Below are 13,611 nucleotides of genomic sequence, written 5' to 3'. Positions count from 1 at the left end.
TAATTCAGCTAATAAAAAATTCTCACAAAGAAAAAGAATGAGTCACGAAAACCTCATTCTTTTTCTTTGTGACCTTATTCTATTAATTTTACCTCATAATAGCAGGAAATAGAACCTCTTTCTTCTTCACATCTACAATCCCCTTCGGTGTAATACGGATATAAGGTAAATGGATAGAGGATAAAAATAATAAGGTAAAGACTGGATCATCAAATTTATACCCGTAGTCCTTCAGCATATTCTTCAGCTGTTGTTCCTTTTCCATTAATTCTACCATTTCCCCGTCATACATGATTCCAGCAAACGGGAGATTTAATTCAAAGAGAATTTCTCCTTGATCCACTAAAACGATGCCCCCACCCATTTCTTTCATTCGATTGAAAGCAATCCGAATATCCTTCTTACTTTTTCCGATACAAGCAATATCTCCCGTCGTCGAATAGGAGGTTACCATCCCTCCTAGCTCACTCGTGAACCCTTCCATAAGTGTGTTGACTCTCCATCTTCCTTGGCGATCCAACAGCATAAGAAATGCTTCATCAAACGTATTAGGAATTCGTTCTACCGTTGCATCTACATTAATTGGATACGGCTTCATAATGACATCATTAACCATTTTCATTCCAATAGGTAAAGAAAATTGCATATCGTCATCATCTAGATCCCAATCTAACTGTAATGGTTTAAAGAACGAATCTAACGCGATTGAATTGCCTTCATCACTGACATTGTCCCCTTGCTTAACTACCCATTGACCTTTGGCCAATACACTAGTAGGTGTTGGGTTTTTGGGGTCATCAAGTATATTGATATGAGCAACGCGACCTGGTGCAATGCTTCCAAATCGGTCATCCATATGAAAATGTTTAGCTGGGTTATACGTTGCCATTCGATACGCCTCTTCGACAGGCACTCCTTTTTCAATCGCAATCTGGATTAAACTATTTATCATTCCGTCCTTATAGAAGGATGGCGTAGAGCCGTCTGTAGTTAATGTTAGCATATCGAAATTTTGTAATCCTAATTCCAGTAATTCCTCTAAAAGTTTTGGCAAATCAGGTCGGATGGAGGAATGTCGAAGACCTACTTGATACCCTAACCGAATTCGTTCAAAAGCTTCTTTACCATTGATGGATTCATGGTCCGCGCTGGCTCCTAGTAAGAGCATCTTCACTAATGTAGATTCAGACGCCCCAGGAAAATGACCTTCAATTGGCTTCCTAAGCCGCTTTGTCTCTTGCATCCAATACAGTATGTGGTCATCCCCTTGCAAAACTTGCGGCCACGCAGTTAATTCGCCACCTTGGGTTACAGCTGGGTGATTTAACCATCTCAATACTTTTTCGTTGCTAAACATATCATGTTCTTCTTGAATTATGCTCTGACAGTCATACCTGGACCACCAATACATCGAAACAGGAAGCTGCATAAATTCATCCAGTAATGTAAACGCTTCCTTTTCTTTTAATAAAAATAACCACATTAAGTTGTCATTGATTAACACAGTGGTTCCGGTTTGGGATGCATACTTGGCTAACTGGTGGGGATTATATAATTGAAACGGATGAGCATGAGGTTCCACATATCCCGGAACAGCATACTTTCCATTCGCTTCTATAATTTCTGTACCTTTCAAATTCGTTGGAAGCTTATCTCCCACGTACACAATCCGATCTTGATACACCCAAATGTGCGCTTTTATCCATTGCTTTAAGAAGACATTCAAGTACGTAATATTTTTAATCAGCAGACTGGGGGCGAGATTGCCATCGATCACAGATACGTGTTCTCGAAGTTCACGATTTCGCCATCTATATAGGTGCTCGTTCATATCTTGATCTCCTTCTCTCCCTTTTTTTTACTATCGTACCATGTTGGCAAGGATAACGCACTAATAAACTGGAAAGGTGATGTGACAATTTTGCAACAAAATGTTGGAAATGTTGATGCTTATGTCCGTCTGACTTGTGGGTTTACTATGTTAAGCTATGCGACTGCACGTATGATTAAAAACCAAAATAAAGAAGGGGCTTTAATCATCGCTGGTTTAGCTGCAATGAAAATCGCAGAAGGGATTTCTCGCTATTGTCCGATGATTGATTATGTGAACCGAGTAGTGGTTTCCAAAAGCATTCAACGGAAAATGGATGAGGTTCCTACGGAGTAAAATTGAAGTCTAAAGCCGATTGGTAGGTGCAAATGCGACGCTACGGCAGAATACTCCGCTATAGTTTGGAACCAATTAAGGAAATTAATCACAGACAATGTTTTTTCCTCTAAGAGAGAATACCTTGCGCGACACAATGGTAATACGTGATATTATCCAACTAGCAACCAGGCTGAGATATTTTCTCGCAGAAAGCAACATTACGCAGAGTAACTAGCAGTCATTAAATAAAAGAAAAAATCCGAACCATTATTTGATTTTCATCAAATAATGGTTCGGATTGTACGACAATCTCTTTCGGGTTAAGATTTCGGAAAACCGATGTCTGTTCGGTAGAAAAAGTCCTCATTGTTGTTAAATGCTTGTAACAGCCTTTGATTATTTTGCTGCGCATCCTTAAGAGAAGGAGCAACCGATCCGACTAACAAAACTCTTCCCCCATTAGAAACGAAGCTTCCATTCACCAGCTTTGTCCCAGCATGAACAACAAAGCAATCAGATTCATCGGTTTGGAATTCCGGCAGTTGCTTTCCCTTCTCATAGGAACCTGGATAGCCTTGCGATGCTACAACCGTTCCAAGACAAAATCCATCTGCCCACGTTAGGTTAGGATCTTTCTCAGATGTAACATCCTCGATTACTTGAATTAAATCATTCTCTAGTAATGGAAGTACAACCTGTGTCTCTGGATCGCCAAACCTCGCATTAAATTCAATCACTTTCGGTCCTTCTGATGTTTTAATTAACCCAGCATACAGAATCCCGGTAAAGCTTCGCCCTTCTTGAACCAGTCCTTTTGCTGCTGGTTTTAAAATGGTCTTTATTGCTAAATCCACTTGTGAGGAGTCTAAATCTGGAATAGGAGCAAAAGCCCCCATCCCACCCGTATTCGGACCTTCATCCCCGTCAAATGCTCGTTTATGGTCCCGTGCAGGAATTAATGGGTAAACATGCTCCCCATGGACGAAAGCCATCAGAGAAAATTCCTTGCCATCCAAAAATTCCTCAATTACTACTTTACTTCCGGCATCTCCAAACTGATTATCCACTAGCATATGCTCGACAGCAGCAATCGCTTCTTCTCTGTTCATCGCTACGATAACGCCTTTTCCGGCGGCCAATCCGTCGGCCTTTATGACGATAGGAGCACCTTTTTGCTGGATATATACTTTAGCTTCTTCAACATCGGTGAACGTCTGATAGTCCGCTGTAGGTATCTCATATTTTTCCATGAATGCTTTCGCAAAGTCTTTACTACCTTCGATTAGAGCCGCTTCTTTTGTCGGTCCAAACGCCTGTAAGCCAGCTTCATGAAATGCATTGACGATGCCTGCTAAAAGAGGTACCTCAGGGCCGACAATTGTCCAAGTGATTTGTTCCTCTTTCGCAAATTGAACGAGGTCGTTTATTTGTGTTTCTTTTATAGGAACACAAATCGCCTCTCTTTCGATTCCACCATTACCTGGTGCAGCATATACCCTCTCGACACGGCTACTTTTGTTCAGCTTTTGTACCAAGCTATGCTCTCGACCACCACTACCAATCACTAGTACTTTCAAGCTTTCCACCTCACCCGCAAGGATTTTTCCGCTTCCATTTAATGCTTAAAGTGACGAATTCCTGTAAACACCATCGCAATTCCATGCTCATTACACGCTTTGATGGAGTCTTCATCTCGTTTTGAACCACCTGGTTGAATGATTGCTTTAATTCCAGCATTTGCCGCTTCCTCTACAGTATCTGGCATTGGGAAGAATGCATCGGAGGCTAGTACTGCTCCTTTTGCTTGATCTCCAGCTTGTTCTAACGCAATACGTGCAGCGCCTACACGGTTCATCTGTCCTGCACCAACTCCAAGTGTTTGGTCTGCTTTCGCAACCACTATTGCATTTGATTTCACATGCTTCACTACTTTCCAAGCAAACAACAGCTCTCTAAGCTCCTGCTCAGATGGCTTTCGATCTGTCGGGCATGTTAGATCTGATTCAGTAACCGTCCCGAAATCTGCATCTTGAATAAGTAGTCCACCTACCACACTTACAACCTTTTGCTTCGGTTTCGTTTCTTCGTCTACCGGTGTTTCAAGCAAACGAATATTTTTCTTCACAGTCAAGATAGCTAGCGCTTCTTCTGTAAAAGAAGGTGCAATGACGATTTCTAAGAAGATTCCCTTTAATTGCTCTGCCGTATCCTTATCTACCGGTCGGTTTAAAGCGACAATTCCTCCAAAGATAGAAACAGGGTCTGCTTTAAAGGCTTTATCAAACGCTGCTGCAATTGTCTCACCGATTCCTACTCCACATGGGTTCATATGCTTTACTGCAACAGCAGCTGGTTGGTCATACTCCATTACCATCTCTAGTGCTGCGTTCGCATCTTGGATGTTGTTGTAGGAAAGTTCTTTTCCGTGTAATTGCTTGGCGTTTGCAATTGAAGCACCTTTAATATTCGCTTCTTTATAAAAGGCAGCTTGCTGATGCGGATTTTCTCCATAACGTAGGGTTTGAGCTTTTTCATATGTAAGACTATAAGCTTCCGGATATTTCTCTTCTGTAATGTCCGCGAAATACGCTGCAATCATTGCATCATAGTTTGCTGTATGACGGAACACTTTTGCAGACAGTCCTTTTTTGTACTCGACAGAAAGGCTTCCTTCTTTTAATTTGGCTAAGACGTCGTCATAATCGGATGGATCGACGACAACTGTCACATCTTGAAAGTTTTTTGCCGCGGATCGAAGCATTGTCGGACCACCGATATCGATATTTTCAATTGCATCTTCCTGAGTGACGTCTGGTTTAGCGATTGTGTTTTTGAATGGATATAGATTCACGACCACTACATCAATAGGGGAAATATTGCGCTCCTCCAGCTGTTTCACATGCTCCGGATCACTTCTTCGCGCTAATAATCCCGCATGAATTACTGGATGCAACGTTTTGACTCGTCCACCTAAAATTTCATCAAAGCCTGTGACATCCGATACTGCAATTGCATCGACACCGGCATCCTGCAATTGTTTTAATGTACCACCAGTAGAAATCACTTCATAACCAACTTCATGTAAACCTTTTGCAAACTCGACGATGTTCGTTTTATCTGAAACGCTTATGAGTGCTCTTTTTTTCATTTTATTACCTCTCCTATTATTCACTAATCAATTTTTGAATCGTTGCTGGGAACAAACGGTGCTCCACTTCTTGTACTCTTCTTTGAAGTGAAGCTCGATCATCCGTTTCTAATATACGCAGTGCTTCCTGGTCTATAATCTTCCCTGTATCCATTCCTTCATCCACATAATGGACGGTTACCCCAGTCACTTTCACACCTGAATCAAACGCTTGACCAATAGCGTCCTTGCCAGGAAAAGCAGGTAGTAAAGAGGGGTGAATATTAATGATTCGTTCTGGATATGCTTGCAGAAGCGTGTAACCAATCAAACGCATATATCCCGCTAAAATAACCCATTCCACTTCAAGCTTTTGTAATTGTTCATATATTTCTCTCTCAAAGCTTTCCTTCTTATCATATTGTTTCGCGTCAAAAACAAAGGATGGGATTCCATATTGGTCTGCTTTTTCAATCACTGCGGCCCCAGGCTTATCACAGACAAGTAAACATACGTCTACAGATAAGCGACCACCCTGCATCTCTGTTACAATCCTATCAAAATTACTTCCCGTTCCAGAGGCGAATACCGCTATTTTCGTTCGTTCCATTAGCTAATCTCCACTCCGCTTCCTTCCACAACCTCGCCAATCATAGTTGCTTGCTCTCCAACGGAAGCTAAAATGACAAGAGCTTGGTCCGCTACCTTCCGATCTACAATGACCGTCATTCCAATCCCCATATTAAATACCCCAAATAGCTCTTTCGGTGAGATAGCGCTTTTGTCTTGTAGATAAGAAAAAATGCTAGGAACCTTCCATGTGCGTTGGTCGATTTTTGCCCCTAATCCCTCTGGTAATGCACGTGGAATGTTTTCATAGAAGCCGCCACCTGTTACGTGAGAGATTCCTTTTATCTTTATCTGTTGTTTTAATGCCTGGATCGCTTTTACATAGATCCGTGTTGGCGTTAACAGCTCTTCTCCAAGTGTCTTTCCAAACACTTCTACTTCATCTGTTAGGCGAAGGTTCTGGTCAGCAATAATCTTTCGAACGAGAGAATAACCATTGGAATGTACGCCACTTGATGGGAGTCCAATAATTACATCTCCCGCCTGAACCGCTTCTCCTGTGATAAGGCTTGCTTTATCCGCAATCCCTACTACGAAGCCAGCTAAATCGTATTCCCCATCTTGGTACATGCCCGGCATTTCCGCTGTTTCTCCACCAATCAATGCACTATTGGATGCAACACAGCCGTCGGTTATCCCTTTTACAATCTGCTCTATTTTTTCCGGCTCATTTTTGCCACAGGCAATGTAGTCGAGAAAAAATAAAGGGTCCGCACCTTGTGCGACAATATCGTTTACACACATCGCCACGAGGTCTACACCAACTGTATCATGCTTCTCCATCTCAAACGCAAGCTTAAGCTTTGTTCCGACTCCATCCGTTCCGGAAACTAATACTGGTTGATCATAGTTCGTTATGGAACTTAAATCAAACAGTCCAGCAAACGCTCCAACTCCCCCGATTACTTCTGGACGGTTTGTTTTCTGAATGTGTTTTTTCATCAAATCGACTGCGCGGTAGCCTGCTTCTACGTCCACCCCAGCTTGCTTGTATGCATTTGTCATGTTTTCCGCTCCTTTTACCCCTTTTAACCTCTTCTTTATGAGTGAACAATCCTGTTCTCCCTTTACACTTTCTCTACTGGCAATACGGTGTCCGGATATATTTCTGTTGGATAGTTACCAGTAAAGCATGCATTACAAATGCCATTTTCCATGGAATCTTTTTCTATAATGGAACGTTTTAAGCCGTCTGTCGTTAAATAAGCTAGGCTATCTGCTTCAATTAAATCGCGAATCTCTTCCACTGAGTAATTCGCCGCAATGAGCTCACCCTTTGTCGACGTATCGATGCCATAGTAGCACGGATTCACAATAGGAGGGGATGCGATACGAACATGCACTTCTTTCGCTCCCGCTTCCTTCAGCAGCTTCACAATGCGCTTACTAGTTGTCCCACGGACGATGGAGTCATCGACCATGACAACGCGTTTTCCTTCTACAATCCCACGAACAGCAGAAAGCTTCATTTTTACCCCTTGTTCTCGTAGCTCTTGAGAAGGTTGAATAAACGTTCGTCCAACATATCGGTTCTTGATTAATCCAAGTTCGTATGGGATACCTGTTGCCTCGGAGAATCCAATTGCAGCCGAAATACTAGAATCTGGTACACCTGTTACAACATCCGCTTCAACTGGTGCTTCTTTCGCTAATTCTTTCCCCATCTTTTTACGGGACGCATGCACGTTCAAGCCATTTAAATCACTATCTGGTCGAGAAAAATACACATACTCCATGGAGCATAGAGTTCGTTGCAACGGTGAAGCAAATCGTTTAGACGTCATCCCTTGTTCATTAATGATTAAAAGCTCACCCGGCTGTACTTCGCGAATATAGCTCGCACCAATCACATCAAACGCACACGTTTCAGATGATACGACATACGCTCCACCGAGCATTCCGATGGAAAGTGGACGTAGTCCACGTGGATCCTGCGCGACATAAAGTTGATCCTCTGTCAGAATCGCAAACGCATAGGCTCCCTTGATCATGCTTAACGCTTGTGCGATTGCTTCATCCATATCGAGATGGCCACTTCTTTTAATCAAGTGTGCCAGCACCTCTGTATCAGAAGTGGTTTGCAAAATGCTCCCTTGCGCCTCTAACTGATGCTTTAAAGCGTGAGCATTCACCAGGTTACCGTTATGCGCCAAGGCCATACTGCTTTTTTGAGAACGGAAAACGAGCGGCTGTACGTTTTCATAGCTTCCTCCACCTTGCGTTGCATAGCGTACATGCCCGATTGCGGCGTTACCTTGTAATCTAGAAAACTCGGATTGATTAAAGACTTCATTGATTAGTCCGATTCCTTTGTGTACGTGTAGGTGTGCTCCATCACTAGAAACGATTCCTGCTCCCTCTTGGCCTCTGTGCTGTAGGGCATGTAATCCGTAATACGCTACTTCTGCTGCTTTCTCATGACCCCAGATTGCAAATACGCCACATTCTTCGTTTAAGCCTTTGATTTCAGCAAGCATGGTATAGCCCCTTTCCAAACCGCTTTCAGATTAGTCGTTGCTTCCTCTACTAAAATCGTTCCGTCTACCGACACTTTATACGTTCCATCCCCTGTAACCTTTCCGAGTAGGATCGCATCCTCGACCACTTTTTCAAAGTCCGCTTTTGCTTCAGGTGCTACAGAAACTAGAAAACGAGATTGTGTTTCACTAAAAAGTTCAACGGTAGCATCATCCTGTAGAGCCACCTCACAGCCTAGTTCTTTTTCAAAGAGTGACTCTGCAAGTGCTACAGAAAGTCCGCCTTCCGCCAAATCATGTGCAGAAGCTACTAAACCGGTACGAATCGCTTCTAATAATTGATTCTGACGCTTCTGTTCCACATCTAAATCAATAGCAGGTGCTTTTCCGAAATAAGACCCTTCTAATACATGCTGAAGCTCACTTCCACCAAATTCTGGCTTTGCCTCTCCAATCACATAGATAAGATCGCCTTCTTTTTCAAATGAAGATTTTGTAATGTGCTCTAATTCTTCAACTAGTCCAACCATTCCTACAATTGGAGTTGGGAAGATGGCTTGATTGTTCGATTCATTGTACAACGATACGTTTCCACTAATAACCGGTGTATCAAGCTTTAAGCATGCTGCACTCATACCTTCTACACTTTTCTCCATTTGCCAGAAGTTCTCTGGTTTATCTGGATTCCCAAAGTTTAAGCCGTCGGTTATCGCTAGTGGCTTCGCCCCAGAACAAATGATGTTACGTGCGGCTTCTGCGACCGCAATTTTTCCACCTGTTTCCGGATCTAAGTACATGTATCTTGAATTACAATCCGTTGTCATCGCAAGTGCTTTATTCGTTCCTCGTACTCGCACTACAGCTGCATCAGAACCAGGAGTTACTACTGTGTTGGCTTGCACCATAGAATCGTATTGATCATACACCCATTCTTTACTAGCAATCGTAGGTTGCTGTAATAAAGTAAGGATCGTTTCCTCTATGTTTTCCACGACTGGCTTATAGGTAATCATAGACTGATAGTCTGTAAAATAAGCAGGTACCACAGACGGTTTATGATAAACGGGTGCATCCTCTGCAAGAGAATCTACCGGAATATCCGTTACGATTTCTCCCTTATGAAGTAAGCGGAATTGCTTATCATCGGTTACACGGCCTACTGCAACAGCTTCTAATCCGTATTTTTTAAAGACATCAATGATTTCCTGCTCTCTTCCTTGTTTGACCACTAAAAGCATGCGCTCTTGAGATTCCGATAGCATTAATTCATACGGTGTCATGTTTCGTTCACGCTGTGGAACAAGGTCTAAATTCATTTCCATACCAGTTCCCGCTTTACTCGCCATTTCACTAGCGGAGGAGGTTAATCCCGCCGCTCCCATGTCTTGCATTCCAACTAACGCATCTGAATGAATGACTTCTAAACAAGCCTCGATTAACAGCTTCTCCATAAATGGATCGCCAACCTGAACAGAAGGGCGTTTGCTTTCGGACTCTTCGGAAAGATCCTCTGAAGCAAACGTCGCTCCATGAATGCCATCTCTCCCCGTTGCCGATCCTGCATATAAAACAGTATTGCCAACGCCAGCCGCAATCCCTTTTTGGATATCTTTTTGATCGATTAGGCCTACACACATCGCATTTACAAGCGGGTTACCAGCATAACAGTCATCGAACTGAACTTCTCCTCCAACAGTAGGAACACCAACACAGTTCCCGTACCCCGCGATTCCGTGCACGACTTCTTCGAACAAGTATTTCACACGGTTGTTATTTAAGTTTCCGAAACGAAGGGAATTCAATAAGGCGATTGGTCGTGCTCCCATCGAGAACACGTCACGAATGATTCCACCGACACCTGTTGCTGCTCCTTGATAAGGCTCTACCGCCGATGGATGGTTATGACTTTCTATTTTGAAAACAACTGCTTGCCCGTCTCCGATGTCGACGATTCCAGCACCTTCACCAGGACCTTGTAACACTTGCGGCCCTTTTGTCGGGAACTTTTTGAGCAATGGCTTGGAGGTTTTATAGCTACAGTGTTCGGACCACATCACGGAAAAAATGCCCGTTTCTGTAAAATTTGGTCTTCTCCCTAAAATACGTTTGATGGACTCGTATTCAGAATCCGTTAATCCCATTTCCTTATATATTTTGTCCGTTTCAATCAATTCTGGGCTAATCTCAGGCGCCTGCAACATAGGATTCCCTCCAATTGTTTAACAAGGATTGAAATAATCGTAATCCATCTTCACTACCTAACCATTTGTCTACCGCACGTTCAGGGTGTGGCATCATTCCGAGCACATTTCCTTGTTCATTTACAATTCCAGCAATATCCGCTACGGACCCATTCGGGTTCTCTTTATAAGTAAATATGATTTGGTCATTCGCTCTTAACTGCTGGAGTGTTTGTTCATCACAGTAATAATTTCCTTCTCCGTGCGCAATTGGCACTGTGATATCTTCTTTCTCTGCGTATAGCGAGCTGAAGATTGTTTTATTGTTTTGCACCACCAATTTTTCTTGATGGCACATGAACTTTAATTTTTTGTTACGAAGCATAGCACCCGGTAACAATCCAGACTCTAATAAAATCTGAAATCCGTTGCAAACGCCTAGAATAGGAGTACCTTTTGCAGCTTGTTCTTTAAGCTGGGCAACGACGTGAGAAGTAGATGCAATGGCTCCAGAGCGTAAGTAATCCCCATAGGAAAATCCACCCGGTAACAGGATGGCATCGTACGTGCTTAAATCCGCATCCTGATACCAAACTAAATCTGCTTCTTCACCTAATGCATCCTTAGCGGCAAAATACATATCTCGATCGCAATTAGAACCTGGAAAAACGATGACTGCAAATTTCACTGAAGAATACCCTCCTCAATGGTGTAGCTATAATCTTCAATAACTGGATTCGCTAAAAGCTTCGAACACATTTCTTCGATTTTCGCTTCTACATCTGCGTTATCTTCCACTAGTAATTCCATATACTTTCCGACACGAGCCTCTTGCACTTCATTGAAACCAAGTGTATTTAACGAGGTTTGCACAGCTTTACCTTGTGGATCCAATACGCCCTCTTTTAACGTGATATAAATCTTTACTTTTTTCATTTCACTGCCTCCAGTCGTTGAAGTATCGCATCATACGTTTCTATTAAGTCCCCAATGTCTTCCCGGAACACATCCTTATCCATCTTTTCTCCTGTTTCCATATCCCAAAGTCGACATGTATCCGGAGAAATTTCATCCGCTAACAACAAGTTTCCTTTTGCATCTTTTCCAAACTCTAGTTTAAAATCGGCTAATTGAAGATTAACAGATTGAAAGAATGCTAGTAGCAGATCATTAATCGCCCTCGCTGCTTCTTTAATTTGTTCTATTTCAAATGGATCGACGTTTGTTAAGATCCTGGCATGCTCCTCATTAATGAGTGGATCACTTAAGTCATCGTTCTTATAAAATAACTCCACCAGTGGTGGCGAAAATACTGTTTTCTCTTTTATCCCTAACCGTTTTGTAATACTTCCTGCAGCAACGTTACGAACGACAACTTCTACTGGAATGATGGTCGTTTTCGTAACTAATTGCTCCGTGTCGTTTAAGCTTTTTTGAAAATGGGTTTTAATTCCTTTACGATGCAAGTAGTCAAAAATCTTGGCTGTGATTAGATTGTTATATTTCCCTTTTCCGATAAAGTTTGCTTTCTTTTTCCCGTTAAAAGCCGTTGCGTCGTTTTTGTAGGAGAGGATAAGAGCTTGACTATCCCCTTCTACTAAAAAGACCTTTTTCGCTTTTCCTTCATATAACAAATCGCCCTTCACGACGTCACCCCATTTGTTTAGTTATGAATCCCCTGACTTCTTACAAACCAATTTTGTCAAAAATACGGTCTACATTTTTTAGATGATATGTGTAATCAAAGCAGTCTTCAATTTGCTCTTGGGTTAACACAGAAGTGATTTTCGGTTCTGCTTCTACTAATTGTTTAAATGGAATTCGTTCTTCCCATGCTTTCATCGCATTCGGCTGAACTAAATCGTATGCTTCCTCGCGACTCATCCCTTGATCAATTAATGATAAAAGAACACGCTGTGAGAAAATCACTCCAAATGTCTTATCGATGTTCGTACGCATGTTTTCTGGGAATACGGTTAGATTTTTTACGATGTTCGTAAAACGATTTAGCATGTAATTCAAGGCAATCGTTGCATCTGGCAAAATTACTCGCTCTGCAGAGGAGTGTGAAATATCTCTTTCATGCCAAAGTGCTACGTTTTCGTAAGAAGTCAGCATGTAACCACGAAGAACACGTGCCATTCCTGTCATATTCTCAGATCCGATTGGATTACGTTTATGTGGCATAGCAGAGGAGCCCTTTTGCCCTTTTGCGAAAAACTCTTCTACTTCACGTGTTTCGGTTTTTTGTAAGCCACGAATCTCTACAGCAAACTTTTCAATGGATGTTGCAATAAGAGAAAGAGTACTCATGTAGTGTGCATGTCTATCTCTTTGTAAGGTTTGCGTAGATACCGGCGCTGGTGATAGCCCAAGCTTTTCACAAACGTATGCTTCTACGAATGGGTCAATGTTCGCGTACGTTCCAACGGCACCAGACAGCTTTCCAGTTTCGATTGTTTTGGCTGCTGCTTCAAAGCGTTCAACGTTCCGTTTCATTTCCTCGTACCATAAGGCCATTTTCAAACCGAATGTAGTTGGTTCGGCGTGGACACCATGTGTACGTCCCATCATCACAGTGTGCTTGTGTTCTTTAGCTTTTTCTTTTAAAACATCTACGAATGCGTGTAAGTCTTTTCGGATGATTTCGTTTGCTTGTTTTAGTAGATAGGAAAGCGCGGTGTCTACTACGTCTGTTGAGGTTAGTCCGTAGTGCACCCATTTCTTTTCTTCGCCTAGTGTTTCGGATACGGCTCTTGTGAAGGCTACGACATCGTGTCTCGTGTCTTGTTCGATTTCGTAAATACGATCTACGTCAAAGGATGCGTGTTGTCTGATTTTTTGAACGTCTTCTTTTGGAATGATGCCTAGCTCGCTCCAGGCCTCGCATGCTAAAATCTCGACTTCTAGCCATGCCTTGAATTTGTTTTCTTCAGTCCAAATGGATCCCATTTCTTCTCTTGTATAACGACTTATCATGCGGTTGTCCTCCTGTGTTCTTTAACTTTACTTGTATAAATTGGTTATCGGGGACGCAGGTGACAAACA

The 13,611-nt window shown here is 42.4% G+C and carries 12 protein-coding genes; 1 reads left to right on the top strand and 11 read right to left on the bottom strand.

All coding sequences use genetic code 11. The features are described 5' to 3' along the window. Positions 1–88 precede the first annotated feature (88 nt). Positions 89–1,831, bottom strand: a complete 1,743-nt coding sequence (locus FN924_RS02945) for an adenine deaminase C-terminal domain-containing protein (protein ID WP_143891993.1) — start codon at positions 1,829–1,831, stop codon at positions 89–91. 90 nt (positions 1,832–1,921) lie between these two features. On the opposite strand from FN924_RS02945, the gene FN924_RS02940 reads away from it, so the two are divergent. Then, complete coding sequence (locus tag FN924_RS02940; protein WP_228409539.1) at positions 1,922–2,167, top strand: YgaP family membrane protein; 246 nt, start codon at positions 1,922–1,924, stop codon at positions 2,165–2,167. Between the two features lie 302 nt (positions 2,168–2,469). Here the strand turns inward: FN924_RS02940 and purD are convergent, their stop codons facing one another. From purD to purB, 10 genes are all read right to left on the bottom strand, one after another. Beyond that, entirely contained in the window at positions 2,470–3,726 is a 1,257-nt protein-coding gene (gene purD, locus FN924_RS02935) for a phosphoribosylamine--glycine ligase (RefSeq protein ID WP_143891991.1), read from the bottom strand. Positions 3,727–3,764: 38 nt separating this feature from the next. Continuing rightward, the gene (gene purH, locus FN924_RS02930; protein ID WP_143891990.1) at positions 3,765–5,297 is read right to left on the bottom strand and encodes a bifunctional phosphoribosylaminoimidazolecarboxamide formyltransferase/IMP cyclohydrolase; all 1,533 of its coding nucleotides are present in this window, start codon (positions 5,295–5,297) and stop codon (positions 3,765–3,767) included. A 16-nt stretch (positions 5,298–5,313) separates the two neighbouring features. After that, the gene (purN, locus tag FN924_RS02925; protein ID WP_143891989.1) at positions 5,314–5,886 is read right to left on the bottom strand and encodes a phosphoribosylglycinamide formyltransferase; all 573 of its coding nucleotides are present in this window, start codon (positions 5,884–5,886) and stop codon (positions 5,314–5,316) included. After that, on the bottom strand, positions 5,886–6,911 hold the full coding sequence (purM, locus tag FN924_RS02920) for a phosphoribosylformylglycinamidine cyclo-ligase (RefSeq protein ID WP_143891988.1): 1,026 nt from the start codon (positions 6,909–6,911) through the stop codon (positions 5,886–5,888). The genes purN and purM overlap by 1 nt, the downstream gene beginning before the upstream one ends. Before the next feature lie 62 nt (positions 6,912–6,973). Beyond that, entirely contained in the window at positions 6,974–8,383 is a 1,410-nt protein-coding gene (gene purF / locus FN924_RS02915; RefSeq protein WP_143891987.1) for an amidophosphoribosyltransferase, read from the bottom strand. After that, complete coding sequence (gene purL / locus FN924_RS02910; RefSeq protein ID WP_143891986.1) at positions 8,359–10,584, bottom strand: phosphoribosylformylglycinamidine synthase subunit PurL; 2,226 nt, start codon at positions 10,582–10,584, stop codon at positions 8,359–8,361. The genes purF and purL overlap by 25 nt, the downstream gene beginning before the upstream one ends. Continuing rightward, the gene (gene purQ, locus FN924_RS02905) at positions 10,568–11,251 is read right to left on the bottom strand and encodes a phosphoribosylformylglycinamidine synthase subunit PurQ (RefSeq protein WP_143891985.1); all 684 of its coding nucleotides are present in this window, start codon (positions 11,249–11,251) and stop codon (positions 10,568–10,570) included. The genes purL and purQ overlap by 17 nt, the downstream gene beginning before the upstream one ends. Beyond that, positions 11,248–11,499, bottom strand: coding sequence for a phosphoribosylformylglycinamidine synthase subunit PurS (gene purS / locus FN924_RS02900; protein WP_143891984.1), 252 nt, complete (start codon positions 11,497–11,499; stop codon positions 11,248–11,250). Before purS ends, purQ begins: the two co-directional genes overlap by 4 nt. After that, positions 11,496–12,209, bottom strand: coding sequence for a phosphoribosylaminoimidazolesuccinocarboxamide synthase (gene purC / locus FN924_RS02895; RefSeq protein ID WP_143891983.1), 714 nt, complete (start codon positions 12,207–12,209; stop codon positions 11,496–11,498). The genes purS and purC overlap by 4 nt, the downstream gene beginning before the upstream one ends. Positions 12,210–12,249: 40 nt before the next feature. Further along, positions 12,250–13,542: an adenylosuccinate lyase gene (gene purB, locus FN924_RS02890; protein WP_143891982.1), complete on the bottom strand. Its 1,293-nt coding sequence runs from the start codon at positions 13,540–13,542 to the stop codon at positions 12,250–12,252. Between the last annotated feature and the right edge of the window lie 69 nt (positions 13,543–13,611).

It is taken from the genome of Radiobacillus deserti (assembly GCF_007301515.1).
In the GTDB taxonomy this organism is placed as follows: Bacteria; Bacillota; Bacilli; order Bacillales; family Amphibacillaceae; genus Radiobacillus; species Radiobacillus deserti.
Note: the sequence above shows the minus strand (reverse complement) of the source record. Positions and strands in the feature narration are given on the sequence as shown.

Coding starts and splice junctions, on each gene's coding strand:
- purB (WP_143891982.1), bottom strand. CDS start 13,542: ATGATAAGTCGTTATACAAGAGAAGAAATGGGATCCATTTGGACTGAA.
- purF (WP_143891987.1), bottom strand. CDS start 8,383: ATGCTTGCTGAAATCAAAGGCTTAAACGAAGAATGTGGCGTATTTGCA.
- purS (WP_143891984.1), bottom strand. CDS start 11,499: ATGAAAAAAGTAAAGATTTATATCACGTTAAAAGAGGGCGTATTGGAT.
- purM (WP_143891988.1), bottom strand. CDS start 6,911: ATGACAAATGCATACAAGCAAGCTGGGGTGGACGTAGAAGCAGGCTAC.
- purL (WP_143891986.1), bottom strand. CDS start 10,584: ATGTTGCAGGCGCCTGAGATTAGCCCAGAATTGATTGAAACGGACAAA.
- purN (WP_143891989.1), bottom strand. CDS start 5,886: ATGGAACGAACGAAAATAGCGGTATTCGCCTCTGGAACGGGAAGTAAT.
- purH (WP_143891990.1), bottom strand. CDS start 5,297: ATGAAAAAAAGAGCACTCATAAGCGTTTCAGATAAAACGAACATCGTC.
- FN924_RS02945 (WP_143891993.1), bottom strand. CDS start 1,831: ATGAACGAGCACCTATATAGATGGCGAAATCGTGAACTTCGAGAACAC.